Genomic DNA, 14,229 nt, shown 5'->3' with positions numbered 1-14,229 from the left:
TGCCATTTTTCAAAAAATATGCTAGACTGTAACTAGAATATTACGATGTTTGGGACATGCCATCGCTAAAAAAAACCTCTACTTGGTATTTTTTAGCTCCCTCTGGGGAGCTTTTTGCATGCTCTGAACATTTCCCATTTTGGAAGGAGTACTATGAAACGTCAATCAGCCTTGGTCGTCTTTAGTGGCGGTCAAGATTCAACAACCTGCCTTTTCTGGGCCAAGCAACACTATGAAAGGGTCGAAGCCGTTACCTTTGCCTACGGTCAACGCCACCATTTAGAAATTCAAGTGGCCAAAGAAATCTCTGAGGAACAAGGAATTCGTCATCATATCCTAGATATGTCTCTGCTAGGACAAATTACTGAAAATGCCTTGACTTCAGATTTAGAAATTGAGCAAAAAGAAGGAGAGGTTCCTAATACCTTCGTTGACGGTCGCAATCATCTCTTTCTGTCCTTTGCGGCAGTCCTTGCCAAGCAGCGTGGAATTACAGATATCGTGACAGGAGTGTGCGAAACAGACTTCTCAGGTTATCCTGACTGTCGGGATGTCTTTGTCAAATCACTCAATGTCACGCTCAACCTTGCTATGGATTACGACTTTGTGATCCAAACGCCTCTCATGTGGCTAGACAAGGCTGAAACTTGGGAATTAGCTGACCAACTTGGTGCCTTTGACTACGTTCGTGAGAAGACCTTGACCTGCTACAATGGGATTATCGGTACTGGTTGTGGAGATTGTCCTGCCTGCCATCTACGCCAACATGGTTTAGAGGTTTATCTCTCTCAGAAAGGAGAGGCCTGATGTTTTTTGCCCCCAAAGAAATCAAACAAGAAACTGGGGAATCTCTTGTCTACAATCCTCACAGAACCTTAGTCTCAAAAGAATTTACCTTTGATGCTGCCCACCACCTCTTTCACTATGAAGGAAAATGCAAATCCCTACATGGTCACACCTATCATCTGCAAATCGCTGTCAGTGGGTTTTTAGATGATAGAGGTATGACCTACGATTTCGGAGACATCAAGGCTATCTACAAGGACTACTTAGAGCCCCACTTGGATCATCGCTATCTCAATGAAACCCTGCCCTACATGAATACGACTGCTGAAAATATGGTTTACTGGATTTTCCAAACCATGAGCCAAGAGTTGCCAGGCGAGCGCGGTCTCCGTTTGGAATATGTTCGCCTCTATGAAACTCCGACTGCCTTTGCAGAGTTTAGACGGGAGTGGTTAGATGACTAAGGAACGTGTCCTCAAACTACCAGTTCTAGAAATTTTTGGGCCTACCTTTCAAGGTGAAGGTCGTGCTATTGGCCAGAAAACCATGTTTGTCCGCACTGCTGGTTGCGACTACCACTGCGACTGGTGCGACTCTGCCTTTACTTGGGATGGTTCTGAAAAACCAACTCGCATGACAGCTGATGAAGTAATCGCTGAGTTAGATAAACTAGGAAGCTACGACTATGTCACCCTATCTGGGGGAAATCCTGCTATCCTAGCAGCCAACATGGCTCAACTGGTCACCAAACTCAAGGAACGTGGTATCACTCTTGCCGTTGAAACCCAGGGATCTCGCTGGCAAAATTGGTTAAAAGATATCGACCAAGTCACTCTGAGTCCTAAGCCTCCTTCCTCCAAGATGGAAGTCAACTTTGAGACCTTGGACTTTATCGTTTCCCAACTAGATCCAGACAAAGTCACCTTTAAAATCCCTGTCTTTGATGATGCAGATCTAGCCTTCGCCAAAAATATTCAAGAACGTTACAAACCAGATGTCCTCTTCTTATCGGCGGGAAATCCTGAGCCCAAGGCTACAGGCAATATTGTCCAAGACCAACTGGACCGCCTCAAAGAACTCTGGGAACGTGTCGCTGCCGACGATAGCTGGGGCAATGTCCGCGTCCTTCCTCAACTCCATACCCTCCTCTACGACAACCAACGTGGTGTTTAAGATTAGAAAGAAAAAATCATGTCACAACAAGAAGAAATGAAAAACCTCAGCCTCCTCGGCAACAAAGAAACAAACTACATTTTCGAATATCAACCCGAAGTCCTCGAATCCTTTGACAATCGTCATGTGGAAAATGACTATTTCATCAAGTTCAACTGCCCTGAATTTACCTCACTTTGTCCCATCACTGCTCAGCCAGACTTTGCAACTATTTATATTTCCTACATTCCTGACAAGCTCTGTGTCGAGTCAAAATCCCTCAAACTCTACCTCTTTAGCTACCGAAACCATGGAGATTTTCATGAAAACTGTATCAACACCATCGGGAAAGACTTGGTCAACTTGCTAGACCCTCGCTATTTAGAAGTCTGGGGCAAATTCACCCCACGTGGTGGTATTTCGATCGACCCCTACTACAACTACGGTAGACCTGGAACCAAGTATGAAGGCTTGGCAGAACAACGCCTCTTCCAACACGACCTCTATCCAGAGAAAATTGACAACCGTTAAACTCATACTTAATGAAAATCAAAGAGCAAACTAGGAAGCTAGCCGCAGGCTGCTCAAAGCACTGCTTTGAGGTTGTGGATAAGACTGACGAAGTCAGCTCAAAACACTGTTTTGAGGTTGCAGATAGAGCTGACGTGGTTTGAAGAGGTTTTCGAAGAGTATCATACGAAAAAGCCCTGTTCCTCAAGATGAGAAGCAAGGCTTTTTAAGTTTCAATTATTCTTCAGTTCCAAGGAAGTTTTTAGCAACAAGGGCTGCAAGAACTCCACCAACGATTGGTGCAAGGATGAAAATCCAAACTTGTTGAAGAGCTACGCCACCTACCAATACAGCAGGAGCCAAGCTACGAGCTGGGTTTACTGAAAGTCCAGTGATGTTCAAGCCAGCTAGAATCAAAGCTGTCAATGACAAACCGATCACCAAACCAGCGATTGCGCCATTCCCTTTGCTTGCTGAAGTTACAGTCATGATTACCAAAACAAACAAGAATGTTGCGATTGTTTCAAACAAGAAACCACCAAAGACGGTTACACCGTTTGCCAAGGCATTTTCACCAAGACTTGCAGTTGACATACCTGAATTTGCCAAGAGGAAGAATACAGTTCCTGACGCAAGGAAAGCACCGACTACTTGACCAAGGATGTAGTTTACAAGCTCTGAAGATGACAAACGTTTATTAACAAACATAGCGATAGAAACAGCTGGGTTCAAGTGAGCACCTGAAACAGTTCCGATTGAGAAAGCTGCGACTACGATTGCCAAACCAAAGGCAAGAGCAATTCCAAGGTGTCCAAGTCCTTCAACACCATTTCCAAAAACAACAGCTCCTGTTCCGATGAACACAAGCATAAAAGTACCGATCAATTCAGCAACAAATTTTTTCATATTAAGTCTCCTTTTTTCAAACTATGTATTAGTCTATCAGAAGGAGGAAAGGGTTTCAAGAAATGTGCTTGGAAAATAATGGTTTGCCTTACTATCTTTTAATTGAGGAATTAAACAGAAAAATACATTTCCTCTATAGAGCTTATCAGTCACTTATCTCACTAGCATTTAGCAACTTGATATAATCCAGACCCCATTTCTCGACAGCATCTAAAACAACTCTGAATTCCTGTCCCATTTCGGTTAAGCTGTACTCAACTCGTGGGGGAACTTCCGCATAGACCTTTCGTTGAATAATCTTATCCTTTTCTAATTGACGTAGATGACGTGTCAAAATAGTTTGAGTAATCCCAGGCAATAATCTCTGCAATTCTTTAAATCGTTTAGTACCCGTACTCAACTGATAAATGATTACCAGTGCCCATTTCCCCGTTAAAACCCTCTGCGTTGTCGCGAATGGACAAATACCATACTCACTCACTTTATTGGTCATAAAATACCTTCTTTCTATTTTTTTAAAAAAAATTTATCTTTTAGTATCAATAATAGTACTACTTTTGATACTAGCTATCGAAAAAGTGTCTACTTGTTTTTTCGATTGTAACTGTTACAATTATATCATAAAAAAGAAATGGAGAAAATATATGTCAACAAACTTAGAAATTTTCAATGCTTATAACCAAGCTTTAATTGCTAGTGACTTTCCTGGTGTCTTTGAAACAATGGCAGACGATATTGTCTGGCATCAACCTGGTACTCATAGTATATCTGGTACAGTTGTTGGTAAGGACCAACTAGGATCTCACCTAGCTACATTTGCTGAGAAAACTAATGGAACCTTTAAGGTGATAACAAATTGGGTTTCTGACAATAAGGATTTAATCGCAGCCAATGTTACTTTTCTTGGAACACGTGCTGATGGTACTGAACTCAATATGAACGGGATTGACCTCTTCCGTATTGAAGACGGGAAAATCAAAGAAGTTTGGCTCTTCTCTTCAGATCAAGCTGAAGAAGATAGCTTTTGGGGATAAGCAAAACAGATTGGAAAAATCCAATCTGTTTTTGCTTATACTCATAACTCAGCACTGTAGGCGATAATCTGATCAGCCGTATCAGACAAGAACTGAATGGTATCGCGGAGAGGTTTATCAGTTGAGATATCTGCTCCGATAATCACAGCAGACTCAAGTGGCACCTGATTTGAGGAGATTGAGCCAGTCTTCAGCTCCAGTCTCAGATAGTTTTTTCACTCTTAGAGGGTTAATTTTTTCCAAAAACCAGTCTTTGTTTGACACAAATTTCACAAAGTTGTATACTAAAAAGCGATAGGACTTCTTTTAGAGTCTATCACAACTCACTTATAACCCTTTGCTGTTCTTTTATGAACGTTGAAATGGTATCACGGATACCAAAGGAGGAATCATATGTCTAAAGTAGCTATTGTTACAGGTGCAGGTCAAGGAATCGGTTTTGCAATCGCAAAACGCTTGGTCCAAGATGGTTTTAAGGTTGGGGTATTAGACTACAATGCTGAAACAGCTGAAAAAGCAGTTGCTGAGTTGTCAGCAGAGAATGCTTTAGCTGTTGTAGCAGATGTGTCTAAACAAGCAGAGGTTGCTGCAGCTTTCCAAAAAGTTGTAGACCATTTCGGAGACTTGAACGTTGTGGTAAACAACGCTGGTGTCGCTCCGACTACACCTCTAGATACGATTACAGAAGAACAGTTCAATCGTACCTTTGCTATTAACGTCGGTGGGGTAATCTGGGGAGCACAAGCTGCTCAAGCTCAATTCAAAGCACTTGGTCACGGTGGTAAAATCATCAACGCTACTTCTCAAGCAGGTGTTGTTGGAAATCCAAACTTGACTGTTTATGGTGGTACAAAATTCGCTGTTCGTGGTATTACTCAAACATTGGCACGTGACTTAGCTGATTCAGGCATCACTGTTAACGCTTATGCTCCAGGTATCGTTAAAACACCAATGATGTATGATATCGCTCACGAAGTTGGGAAAAATGCAGGAAAAGACGACGAATGGGGTATGCAAACATTCGCAAAAGATATTACATTGAAACGCCTATCTGAGCCAGAAGATGTCGCTGCAGCGGTTAGCTTCCTTGCTGGACCAGATTCAAACTACATTACAGGTCAAACCATTATCGTCGATGGTGGTATGCAATTCCATTAAGATAAAAAAAAGAGGTTGGAAAATAATCCAACCTCTTTTATCATCTCTACGATTTCAATTTCCAGAGTCATTTTTTTGTTAGTGAAAATAATCTTTCTTCAAGACTAGAAATACTCTCCTGCTCTAAATAGTGTGATTCTCCCTGTTTTAATAGAACACAAGATTAGGAACAGTTTGGATATCCATTTTTTCTGCGAAATCATCAAAAAATTAAAGATTCCCATTGCCGCCATGGATACGTTTATTGACTCTTTCACGCGCCATTTCAAGAGCATAAAAAATCACCTTTTCTAGGCGATTTTTTCATAGTCTCTTATTTTTTCAATTCAAGCAAAACACTTATGGCAGATAAGGCGTAAAGTGGCGCTGTTTCGGCTCGTAGGATGCGAGGTCCAAGTCCTGCTAGAACTGCTCCTTTAGCTTCAAAAGATTCAATTTCAGCAGGTGAGAGACCTCCTTCTGGACCAAAGATAAAAAGCAGTTTAGCTCCTTTTTCAAGACCAGCGACAGCTTGGATGAGGGCTGCTGATTCTCCTTCTTTAGCTGACTCTTCGTAAGCTACCACGATACGATCAAACTGGTCGAACTGAGCTAAAAAGTCTGCCTTTTTTTCAAAAAGGGTAATGCTCGGTACCAAATTCCGCTTGCTTTGTTCTGCTGCTCCAAGGGCGATTTTTTCTAGTTTTTCGACCTTTTTACCCAGTTTCTTGCCATCCCACTTGGCAACTGACCAATCTGCAGGAAAGGCCCAAATCTGACTGGCACCGAGTTCCGTCACCTTTTGAGTGATGAACTCTAGCTTATCTCCCTTGGGAAAGCCAGAGGCAATGGTCACTTGGACTGGCAGTTCCACATTGTCAGCCAATTCCCCAATTAGCTCCAACTTACGCGCCTCCACATTGACCACGCGCGCCAAGCGCTTGATGCCATCATCAAAGACCAAAGTAACCTCATCATCTTCTTTCAGGCGCATAACCTGAAACATGTGCTTGCTGGTTTCCTTGTCCTCGATAGTGACAGGAGAGATTGCACTCCCCTTGACAAAATACTGTTGCATGCTAGCCTCCAATCACACCAGAGATATCCTTAGTTTTTTTGAAGACACAGGCATTCCACTCCCCTTGGATCATGTGGGTTTCAAGGAAAAATCCAGCTGCTTCTGCTGACTCACGCACCATGTTCCACTTATCCTTGATAATGCCACTCATGATCAGGTAGCCTTCATCCTTGACCAAGCGATAAGCATCGTCCGTCAGATGGATAAGGATATCCGCCAAGATATTAGCGACGATAACGTCTGCTTCAATCTCAACACCCTTAAGCAAATCGCCTGGCGCTACATGGATATTTTCCATGCCAGGATTGAGCTCAATATTTTCCTGAGCAACTCGAACCGCTACATCATCCAGATCATAGGCAAAGATTTCCTTAGCACCCAGAAGTGAGCTAGCAATAGAAAGGACACCGGAACCAGTCCCTACATCTAACACTGTCTCGCCACCACGAAGAACTTGTTCCAAGGCAAAGAGGCTCATCTTGGTTGTTGGGTGGGTTCCTGTTCCAAAGGCCATACCAGGATCCAGCTTGATAATCTTTTCTCCCGCCGTCGCCTCATAGTCTGTCCATGACGGCACGATGGTCAGGTCATGGGTAATGCGAGCTGGTTCATAGTATTTCTTCCAGTTGTCTGCCCAGTCTTCCTCAGCCAAGGCAGTCGTCCCAATCTTGACTTCTCCTAAGTCCATAAAGTCCGTCAATTCTGCTAAGCGAGCCTGCAAGTCCGCTTCAACCGTTGCCACATCAACCGTTTCCGGATAGTAGGCCGTGACCACGATTTCTTCTTGTTGCTCGACCTCAGGGAAAATCTCACCGAAGCGGTCCACATTTCCAATATAGTCCATGCTATCTTCAATTGCTACCCCTTGGGCACCTAACTCGATCAAGAGATTGGAAACCAACTCCTCTCCCTCACGCTTGACTGTAACTTTTAACTCTTGCCATGTTTCCATCATTAAGATACCAAGCCCGTAAAACACAAAGCCAAAATAAGAAACTCTCTGAAGACGTTTGTGTCTAAGAGAAGTTTATCTTTTTGGCACCGTGTTTAGGGCGGGTTCAGTTTAGAAATTTAACTGAACCATCCTTTCTATTTGTCAATCAATTTTTTCATGTAGACCATATCCATACCTTCTTTTTCAGGCTCGATATGAGTTTGACGGTAGCCATTTTTCTTGTAGAAGGCAACCATTCCCGCATCCTGTAATACCGTACACAAATCCCATTGTGTGATGGTTGGAAATTCTTTTTCCAGCAAGCTTAAACCTTTAGATCCATACCCTTTTCCTTGATAGGGAGGTAAAATCGCTGCCGTTCCTAACCAAGCTTTCGTTAACTCGTCATTGGTCTGAATTCGAAGAAATCCAATTTTATCTTCGTTTTCTTTGACAAAGTAGTAATAGCTATTGGGACGCTCGACTAGTTTCCACTTAATTCGTTCACGGTCCTCCAGATAGGGATCATATTCATCTTGGTATTTGTCATATACAGCCTTAAAGCTAGCTATTTGAATCGCAATGACGTCCTCTAAATCCTCTGCTCCTGTTCGTTCAAGTCTTATCATAAACTCTCCTCCAAATAATCCCTCAATCTCCCCTGTAGCTGAGGCACTACTTTACTGGATGTCAAAAATTCCTCAATGTTCATCAGTTTATAGGCCTGACCTTCATCTCCAAAGACAATACTGTCAAACTGATCCTGACTTAACTGACCGACCATAAATACTGACTGTCTGCCTTCATAGAGCATGCTGGGATAGACCTTGCTCCAGAGCAGGCAATCTTCGGTCAAGTAAATGCCTAGTTCCTCATAAACTTCACGCGCCGCGCATTCAAATGGGCTTTCGTCCCCTTCACGACCACCACCTGGCAACTCCCACATATTTGGCCAAGGGATATTTTCCTTGTCATCACGCAAGATGGTCAGTAGCTTATCTCCGCAAAATAGAGCAATTTTGCAGCCTGTGAAATCTAAAATATCTACGTCCACTACAAGCTCCTAGTATCTCGGATAAGGGTAAAATTCTCCTTCTTCCAAACCGACTTTCCCTTCTTCAAAGACTTCTTGGTTCCATTCCATGACAAATTCTTCTGCTTCTGGGTCTTCCAAAAAGTCCATGAGGGCATCTAGTCCAACCTCTGCAGTATCTTTAAGGAATAGCGCAAAATAAGCTAAAAATTCACGAGAAAAACCTTTCTTCGGCAGGTAAGGGATGACCGTGAGATAGTCTTCTTCATTAACAGTTGACTTGGCAGGGTTGTAAAAAAGTACCGCTTCTTCAAAAAGGATATCATCTGACGAAACCTCTCCGTCTTCATCTAACATCTCCACCCCTGCAGCATTTTGTGCCTCTAATAGAAAACTCACTTCAACCGCATGATTGCGCTTGTCCCAGCTAATCTCATAATCAAAAGGAAAGTTCTTGTCCAACTCTTCTTGTAAAACATCTAAAAATCCATATGTTGCCATTTTGTCCTCTTTCTATACGACTCTTCAATCGCCCCGAATACTCGGAAATATGCTAAAATAGATACTACCATATTACCACATTCGTATCAGAAAATCCATGTTAGAAAGGACTGCTATGCCAGACAATCTCGCATTTCGTATGCGCCCCCAAACCATCGATCAGGTCATCGGTCAAGAGCATCTGGTCGGACCCGGAAAAATCATCCGCCGCATGGTGGAAGCCAACCGCCTGTCCTCCATGATTCTCTATGGACCTCCGGGTATTGGAAAAACCAGTATCGCTTCGGCCATCGCTGGAACGACCAAGTATGCTTTTCGGACCTTCAATGCCACAGTTGATAGTAAAAAACGCCTCCAAGAAATCGCTGAGGAAGCTAAATTCTCAGGTGGCCTTGTACTGCTACTAGACGAGATTCATCGTCTTGACAAGACTAAACAAGACTTCCTCCTTCCTCTCTTAGAAAGTGGTCTAGTCATCATGATCGGGGCGACAACTGAAAATCCTTTCTTTTCTGTAACTCCAGCCATCCGCAGTCGTGTTCAGATTTTTGAGTTGGAACCCTTGTCTAACCAAGATGTTAAAGAGGCCGTTCAAATAGCCCTGACTGACCCTGAAAGAGGTTTTGATTTCCCTGTTGAGTTAGATGATGATGCCCTTGATTTTATCGCAACATCTACCAATGGAGATCTCCGTTCTGCCTTCAATTCGCTTGATTTGGCAGTTCTCTCCACCCCAGAAAATGATGACGGTGTCCGTCACATCACGCTCGACATCATGGAAAATAGTCTTCAGAGAAGCTACATCACTATGGACAAGGATGGAGATGGACACTATGACGTTCTCTCTGCCCTGCAAAAATCCATCCGTGGATCCGATGTCGATGCTAGTCTCCACTATGCTGCTCGCTTGATAGAAGCTGGTGATCTTCCTAGCCTAGCTCGTCGTTTGACTGTGATTGCTTATGAAGATATTGGCTTAGCCAATCCCGAAGCTCAGATTCATACCGTAACTGCTTTGGATGCTGCGCAAAGAATCGGTTTCCCAGAAGCTCGTATTCTCATTGCCAATGTCGTCATTGATCTGGCACTTTCACCTAAGTCTAACTCAGCCTACATGGCTATAGATAAGGCCTTGTCTGACCTTAAAACATCGGGGCATCTGCCGATTCCGCGTCACTTGCGAGATGGACATTATAGCGGCAGCAAGGAACTAGGTAACGCCCAAAATTATCTCTATCCACATAATTATCCTGGTCACTGGGTCAAGCAAGAATACCTACCAGAAAAAATCCGTGACCATCACTACTTTTCTCCAGAAGATAGTGGAAAATACGAACGGGCCCTGGCTCAACGCAAGGAAACCATTGATAAATTACGAAACTTGTGAAATCCTTTTCAAAAATTTTAATTTTCCCTTGATTTTTTTTGAAAAAGTGGTATCATATAATCATAGAAACGCTGTGGTGTACGACTTCACATTTAAGTGTTGACCGACTATTTTTTGTATTATTAGGGAAACAAAAGTCTTCTAACAGCATGTAGGCCGTCTCACACGGAAACAGCTTCAGTTAGAGCGAGTTGCCCACCTGCTTAATTGCGCGGGTTCAATACAAACCGTGAAGTTTCGGCACCAATACAGCTTTTTATTTGCCTCCTTAGCTCAGTTGGTAGAGCAGTAGACTCTTAATCTATGGGTCGCAGGTTCGAGCCCTGCAGGGGGCATCTAAATCAACAGGAAAAAGCCTTGATTTATAAGGCTTTTTTGCTTGTCTATAACTGATTTGCCCCATCATTTGCCCCACATTTTTTTATGAGCAATCTTTCCAGACATCTCTAATTTGATTAAATTCTTCAAAAATTTTCTCTTCTAAAGTGTGTCCATATACTTCTACTAACATTGAAATATCTCTATGCCCTAGAATTTTTGCAATAACTCCAAGGTCAAATCCTTTGTGCCAGAGGTAGCTTCCATAGGTATGACGTGCTCCTTTTGTCGTGATAATTGGATAAATATCTAATTCATTTAAAAGAACACTCAAAGCTTTATTGACACTTGCAATGTCTGGTACCAAGTGAATATATCCATAATGCTGAAAAATCATTTTATACCTATTCTTGATTCCTAGCTCTTTATTAGCTTTCTCTTGTTCAATTTTTAGGACTTGTAATATCTTAATACATTCTTCGTCTATCGGTACCATCCGAATAGACGTTTTATTTTTTGGAGGGACAAATTTATGAGAAAGGGTATTGAACCTCCTATATGTTTTTAGCAGTCCTCTGTCAAAGTCAACTTCATTCCAAGTTAACGCTATTAACTCTCCAAACCTCATGCCTGTTTTTAATAGAAAATAGACGATATAAGGAACAATTGAACGTTGGTAATCAAATTTTTTCTTTACTGCTAAAAGTAAATCCAGATAGTCCTTTTCTGTATGTAAATATTTCTCTTCTGTCATCTGTTGTTCTTTGGATGAAAATAACTCGACATGTTGTGTAAAATCATCTATTAGAACTTTGTCTGCAATTGCCATTTGGATGCTCTGATGAATCCCAGTATTCAATCTACCAAGAAAATTTCTACCAACCGTCTGCCCATACTTATTCATAATTCTTTGGTATTCACTCGCACGAATTTGAGTGACTTTTTTATTTCCAAATAATCTTTCAATTGTGTTTTTACGGAGAAGATATTTTTTCTTTGTCTCTTCCGACCTACTACTCGGTAGAATTTTTAGTTCAAGCCATTCTTGATATAGATCGACAAGAGAAATATCTCTAGAAATTCTTTTTCCTAAACGAAGTTCTTGCAGAATCGGCTCAGCTTCTGTCTCTGCAAGTTTTTTTGTTTTAAAACCACTATTATGAACAACAGTTTTTCCTTCGTTACGAATTTCATAGGTCCATAAATTACTATCTCCTCGCTTTCGATAACGAACACTTGCCATATTACGCCACCTCAGTTCCTAGAATCTCATTTACAACACTTTTTGGAACAACCATCAAACGTTTGCGATTATAAAATGTATAGCCTCGTGAGACAAGTAATTCTCTTGCCTGATGAATGATATCATTTGCTGTATGAGGGCGATAGCCCATTTCAATTAATTCTTTGTTACTAATTAAATTATTGTCCATAGTTATCCTCCTTATTTATTTTCTAAATTCAGAAACTCGCCTACAAGTAGTTGTAAATCTGCATTTAATTTAGGGAGATTCTGTATTAATACTTCTTTTAGTTCTTCCGCAAATTGATTCGTTTCTTCTCTCAATAGTTTGCGGACTCTTGTTTTTTTCTTTTTGATGCTGTCTGATTTTAAATTTGGAAAAGCCAATGATAACAGTTCAGGATTGTTGAGAAAGATAATTGTAAATGCTCTTTGCTCCACTCGAATATGTTCTAGCTTATAAAATCCGAAATTATCAAGACGATTCATAACATCTTGGACCATCTCCTCACCAATCGCTTTGGTTCTGAGTTGGAACTCTAGTCTCCACCAAAACGGATTTACAGCCAAATCTAGCTTCTCTTCGCGCTTGTGAGCAATGATTTCTTTATTCTTATCATATAACCTAACTTGTACATTACTACCGCTAGAACCCCAATATTTCGTCTCTAATTCACCCCCTCTACCATAGAAGGCCTTATGGGTAACACCACCTTTAATATGTTGCAAATTAACGATTTCAGGCCTGTTGAAAATGTCAAATGCCAAATCAAAACGAGACAAGCGTACCGTCAATGAATTCAATCGAGCAAAGTACATTAATTGCCTCCATACTTTCATTCCACCAAATTCTTTTAAAGTATTAGGATTAAAATCAATTCGAATCAATTGTTCATTTCCATAAGTGGATAATTGGAAAAATATAATATTGATTGAATCATACTCATTAAAAACTTTAACTAAAGTAAAGACATCATCTCGTACGTTATCATGTATTTCAAATGAATCAACTCTTGTACTTATTGCCTGTTTCAGATTTTTGAAAATTCGTCTTAGGGAACCAATGTCTGTATCCCAGATAACCGTTAATCTATCAATACTGACATCTAACCGCTGTACTAATTCTCCTACATCACATCGTTCTTGAATACTTCTTAAATCTTGTATAGAAACCAACAAAATTGTCCCCCTTTCTTTTAGATTTTTTAGGTCTCAGAAACACCGTCAAATCAACGTTTGTTCGTTCCGTCGTTCTTTGGGCGCTGCCCTAAGTGTACCTTTTTGCTGGCTGTTAGAATAGCCAGCTTTTGCTTGGCTAGAAATTGTCTGGACGGCAGTCTGCAGGACTTCGCCTGACTTCCCGTCAGGCTCGTCCCTTGTCCTTGTCCACACAATTTCTAGCTCCAAGGCTTCGAATAGTCATAAGTCATAGTCTCGTCCTCAACTTCCTCCCCACTCACCAATCCTAAACTTACGAGCTATTTTTGTATTATTTATAACTTATTTATAAGTTATAAATATATTTTATAAAAAATATTTTAATTAGTCAACCAAAAACTTGATTTGTAAGTTTATAGGTGATAAAATAAGTTAAAAATAAAAATAGGAGTTTCCCATGACCTTTATTATTCAAAATTTTGGACCCAATTTGGCACGACTACGCATAGAAAAAGGAGTAAGCCAAACTCAACTAGCTGAAGATTTAGGAATCGGTAAACAGTCCATCTCTGATTACGAAAAACAAAAAAGCTATCCTACCTTTGCAAATTTGGATAAGATAGCAGAATATTTTAACGCAACTCCAACCCAACTATTTGGAACTAGTAAAGAGATTGAGTTAGAAAAGAGTGTTCTTGAATCGAATGAATACTCTGATAAAGTAAGTGAGATTTTAAAAGCTGTCAAATACATCGAGCATTTCCTACATACTAATGGACAACACTTAGAGGATTTACTTTACCTAACAAGAGGCAACCAACTATACACAGAAGATGGAAAAGAGTTGTATATTGATCCAACTTCTCAGAAAAGAACACTTCATACCCAATATGAACCTGGTTTTATTGTAGCAAGAGAAAAATCTCCACTAGAACTCTTAATTGAAAATAAGGAGCTATTAGATTAAATAAAAAAAGCGAGTTTTAGGCTCGCTTTTTCTATGAAGTATAACTTCTAAGGACTTTGTCTTCAATCTGAGACCCCTAAGAGTC

At 41.0% G+C, this 14,229-nt stretch carries 20 protein-coding genes and 1 tRNA gene; 9 read left to right on the top strand and 12 right to left on the bottom strand.

The window, feature by feature from the left end:
• The first annotated feature begins 153 nt into the window (after positions 1 to 153).
• The 4 genes from queC to queF are packed head-to-tail and all read left to right on the top strand — an operon-like array spanning position 154 to position 2,469.
• Positions 154 to 807, top strand: a complete 654-nt coding sequence (queC, locus tag HMPREF9423_RS10960) for a 7-cyano-7-deazaguanine synthase QueC (RefSeq protein ID WP_006149403.1) — start codon at positions 154 to 156, stop codon at positions 805 to 807.
• Entirely contained in the window at positions 807 to 1,250 is a 444-nt protein-coding gene (gene queD, locus HMPREF9423_RS10955) for a 6-carboxytetrahydropterin synthase QueD (protein WP_006149402.1), read from the top strand. Before queC ends, queD begins: the two co-directional genes overlap by 1 nt.
• Complete coding sequence (gene queE / locus HMPREF9423_RS12560; protein ID WP_006149401.1) at positions 1,243 to 1,959, top strand: 7-carboxy-7-deazaguanine synthase QueE; 717 nt, start codon at positions 1,243 to 1,245, stop codon at positions 1,957 to 1,959. The genes queD and queE overlap by 8 nt, the downstream gene beginning before the upstream one ends.
• An 18-nt stretch (positions 1,960 to 1,977) precedes the next feature.
• Entirely contained in the window at positions 1,978 to 2,469 is a 492-nt protein-coding gene (gene queF / locus HMPREF9423_RS12555; RefSeq protein ID WP_000082589.1) for a preQ(1) synthase, read from the top strand.
• 216 nt (positions 2,470 to 2,685) lie between these two features.
• On the opposite strand, the gene HMPREF9423_RS10940 is transcribed toward queF, so the two are convergent.
• Together HMPREF9423_RS10940 and HMPREF9423_RS10935 are read right to left on the bottom strand one after the other, a co-directional pair.
• Positions 2,686 to 3,354: an MIP/aquaporin family protein gene (locus HMPREF9423_RS10940; RefSeq protein ID WP_006149399.1), complete on the bottom strand. Its 669-nt coding sequence runs from the start codon at positions 3,352 to 3,354 to the stop codon at positions 2,686 to 2,688.
• A 145-nt stretch (positions 3,355 to 3,499) separates the two neighbouring features.
• Positions 3,500 to 3,847: a winged helix-turn-helix transcriptional regulator gene (locus HMPREF9423_RS10935; RefSeq protein WP_006149398.1), complete on the bottom strand. Its 348-nt coding sequence runs from the start codon at positions 3,845 to 3,847 to the stop codon at positions 3,500 to 3,502.
• A 151-nt stretch (positions 3,848 to 3,998) separates the two neighbouring features.
• On the opposite strand from HMPREF9423_RS10935, the gene HMPREF9423_RS0102280 reads away from it, so the two are divergent.
• Entirely contained in the window at positions 3,999 to 4,388 is a 390-nt protein-coding gene (locus tag HMPREF9423_RS0102280; RefSeq protein ID WP_006155881.1) for a nuclear transport factor 2 family protein, read from the top strand.
• Positions 4,389 to 4,429: 41 nt separating this feature from the next.
• Here the strand turns inward: HMPREF9423_RS0102280 and HMPREF9423_RS12790 are convergent, their stop codons facing one another.
• On the bottom strand, positions 4,430 to 4,534 hold the full coding sequence (locus HMPREF9423_RS12790) for an oligoendopeptidase F (RefSeq protein WP_338060541.1): 105 nt from the start codon (positions 4,532 to 4,534) through the stop codon (positions 4,430 to 4,432).
• A gap of 247 nt (positions 4,535 to 4,781) precedes the next feature.
• On the opposite strand from HMPREF9423_RS12790, the gene HMPREF9423_RS10930 reads away from it, so the two are divergent.
• The gene (locus HMPREF9423_RS10930) at positions 4,782 to 5,546 is read left to right on the top strand and encodes a (S)-acetoin forming diacetyl reductase (protein WP_004250763.1); all 765 of its coding nucleotides are present in this window, start codon (positions 4,782 to 4,784) and stop codon (positions 5,544 to 5,546) included.
• A gap of 313 nt (positions 5,547 to 5,859) precedes the next feature.
• Here the strand turns inward: HMPREF9423_RS10930 and HMPREF9423_RS10925 are convergent, their stop codons facing one another.
• The 5 genes from HMPREF9423_RS10925 to HMPREF9423_RS10905 form a co-directional block, all read right to left on the bottom strand.
• Positions 5,860 to 6,603, bottom strand: coding sequence for a 16S rRNA (uracil(1498)-N(3))-methyltransferase (locus tag HMPREF9423_RS10925; protein WP_006149394.1), 744 nt, complete (start codon positions 6,601 to 6,603; stop codon positions 5,860 to 5,862).
• A gap of 1 nt (position 6,604) precedes the next feature.
• Positions 6,605 to 7,555, bottom strand: coding sequence for a 50S ribosomal protein L11 methyltransferase (gene prmA, locus HMPREF9423_RS10920; RefSeq protein ID WP_025170220.1), 951 nt, complete (start codon positions 7,553 to 7,555; stop codon positions 6,605 to 6,607).
• Between the two features lie 137 nt (positions 7,556 to 7,692).
• Entirely contained in the window at positions 7,693 to 8,166 is a 474-nt protein-coding gene (locus HMPREF9423_RS10915) for a GNAT family N-acetyltransferase (protein ID WP_006149392.1), read from the bottom strand.
• Positions 8,163 to 8,591 (bottom strand): NUDIX hydrolase, encoded by a 429-nt coding sequence (locus tag HMPREF9423_RS10910; protein WP_006149391.1) that lies wholly within the window; start codon positions 8,589 to 8,591, stop codon positions 8,163 to 8,165. Before HMPREF9423_RS10910 ends, HMPREF9423_RS10915 begins: the two co-directional genes overlap by 4 nt.
• Before the next feature lie 9 nt (positions 8,592 to 8,600).
• Complete coding sequence (locus HMPREF9423_RS10905) at positions 8,601 to 9,071, bottom strand: DUF3013 family protein (RefSeq protein ID WP_006149390.1); 471 nt, start codon at positions 9,069 to 9,071, stop codon at positions 8,601 to 8,603.
• Positions 9,072 to 9,186: 115 nt separating this feature from the next.
• Here HMPREF9423_RS10905 and HMPREF9423_RS10900 point away from each other — a divergent pair, with 115 nt between their 5' ends.
• Together HMPREF9423_RS10900 and HMPREF9423_RS10895 are read left to right on the top strand one after the other, a co-directional pair.
• Positions 9,187 to 10,458: a replication-associated recombination protein A gene (locus HMPREF9423_RS10900; RefSeq protein WP_006155879.1), complete on the top strand. Its 1,272-nt coding sequence runs from the start codon at positions 9,187 to 9,189 to the stop codon at positions 10,456 to 10,458.
• Between the two features lie 262 nt (positions 10,459 to 10,720).
• A tRNA-Lys gene (locus HMPREF9423_RS10895) sits at positions 10,721 to 10,793 on the top strand.
• Positions 10,794 to 10,879: 86 nt separating this feature from the next.
• On the opposite strand, the gene HMPREF9423_RS10890 is transcribed toward HMPREF9423_RS10895, so the two are convergent.
• The 4 genes from HMPREF9423_RS10890 to HMPREF9423_RS12785 are packed head-to-tail and all read right to left on the bottom strand — an operon-like array spanning position 10,880 to position 13,426.
• Positions 10,880 to 12,019: a site-specific integrase gene (locus HMPREF9423_RS10890; protein ID WP_006149388.1), complete on the bottom strand. Its 1,140-nt coding sequence runs from the start codon at positions 12,017 to 12,019 to the stop codon at positions 10,880 to 10,882.
• A gap of 1 nt (position 12,020) precedes the next feature.
• The gene (locus tag HMPREF9423_RS10885) at positions 12,021 to 12,209 is read right to left on the bottom strand and encodes a DUF3173 domain-containing protein (protein ID WP_000369785.1); all 189 of its coding nucleotides are present in this window, start codon (positions 12,207 to 12,209) and stop codon (positions 12,021 to 12,023) included.
• An 11-nt stretch (positions 12,210 to 12,220) separates the two neighbouring features.
• Entirely contained in the window at positions 12,221 to 13,198 is a 978-nt protein-coding gene (locus tag HMPREF9423_RS10880; protein ID WP_006149387.1) for a hypothetical protein, read from the bottom strand.
• 45 nt (positions 13,199 to 13,243) lie between these two features.
• Complete coding sequence (locus tag HMPREF9423_RS12785; protein ID WP_006149386.1) at positions 13,244 to 13,426, bottom strand: hypothetical protein; 183 nt, start codon at positions 13,424 to 13,426, stop codon at positions 13,244 to 13,246.
• 208 nt (positions 13,427 to 13,634) lie between these two features.
• Between HMPREF9423_RS12785 and HMPREF9423_RS10870 the strand changes: the two genes are divergently transcribed.
• Positions 13,635 to 14,144: a helix-turn-helix domain-containing protein gene (locus tag HMPREF9423_RS10870; RefSeq protein ID WP_006149385.1), complete on the top strand. Its 510-nt coding sequence runs from the start codon at positions 13,635 to 13,637 to the stop codon at positions 14,142 to 14,144.
• The last annotated feature ends 85 nt before the right edge of the window (positions 14,145 to 14,229 follow it).

The sequence above is a fragment of the Streptococcus infantis ATCC 700779 genome (assembly GCF_000187465.1).
Taxonomy (GTDB): Bacteria; Bacillota; Bacilli; order Lactobacillales; family Streptococcaceae; genus Streptococcus; species Streptococcus infantis.
Note: the sequence above shows the minus strand (reverse complement) of the source record. Positions and strands in the feature narration are given on the sequence as shown.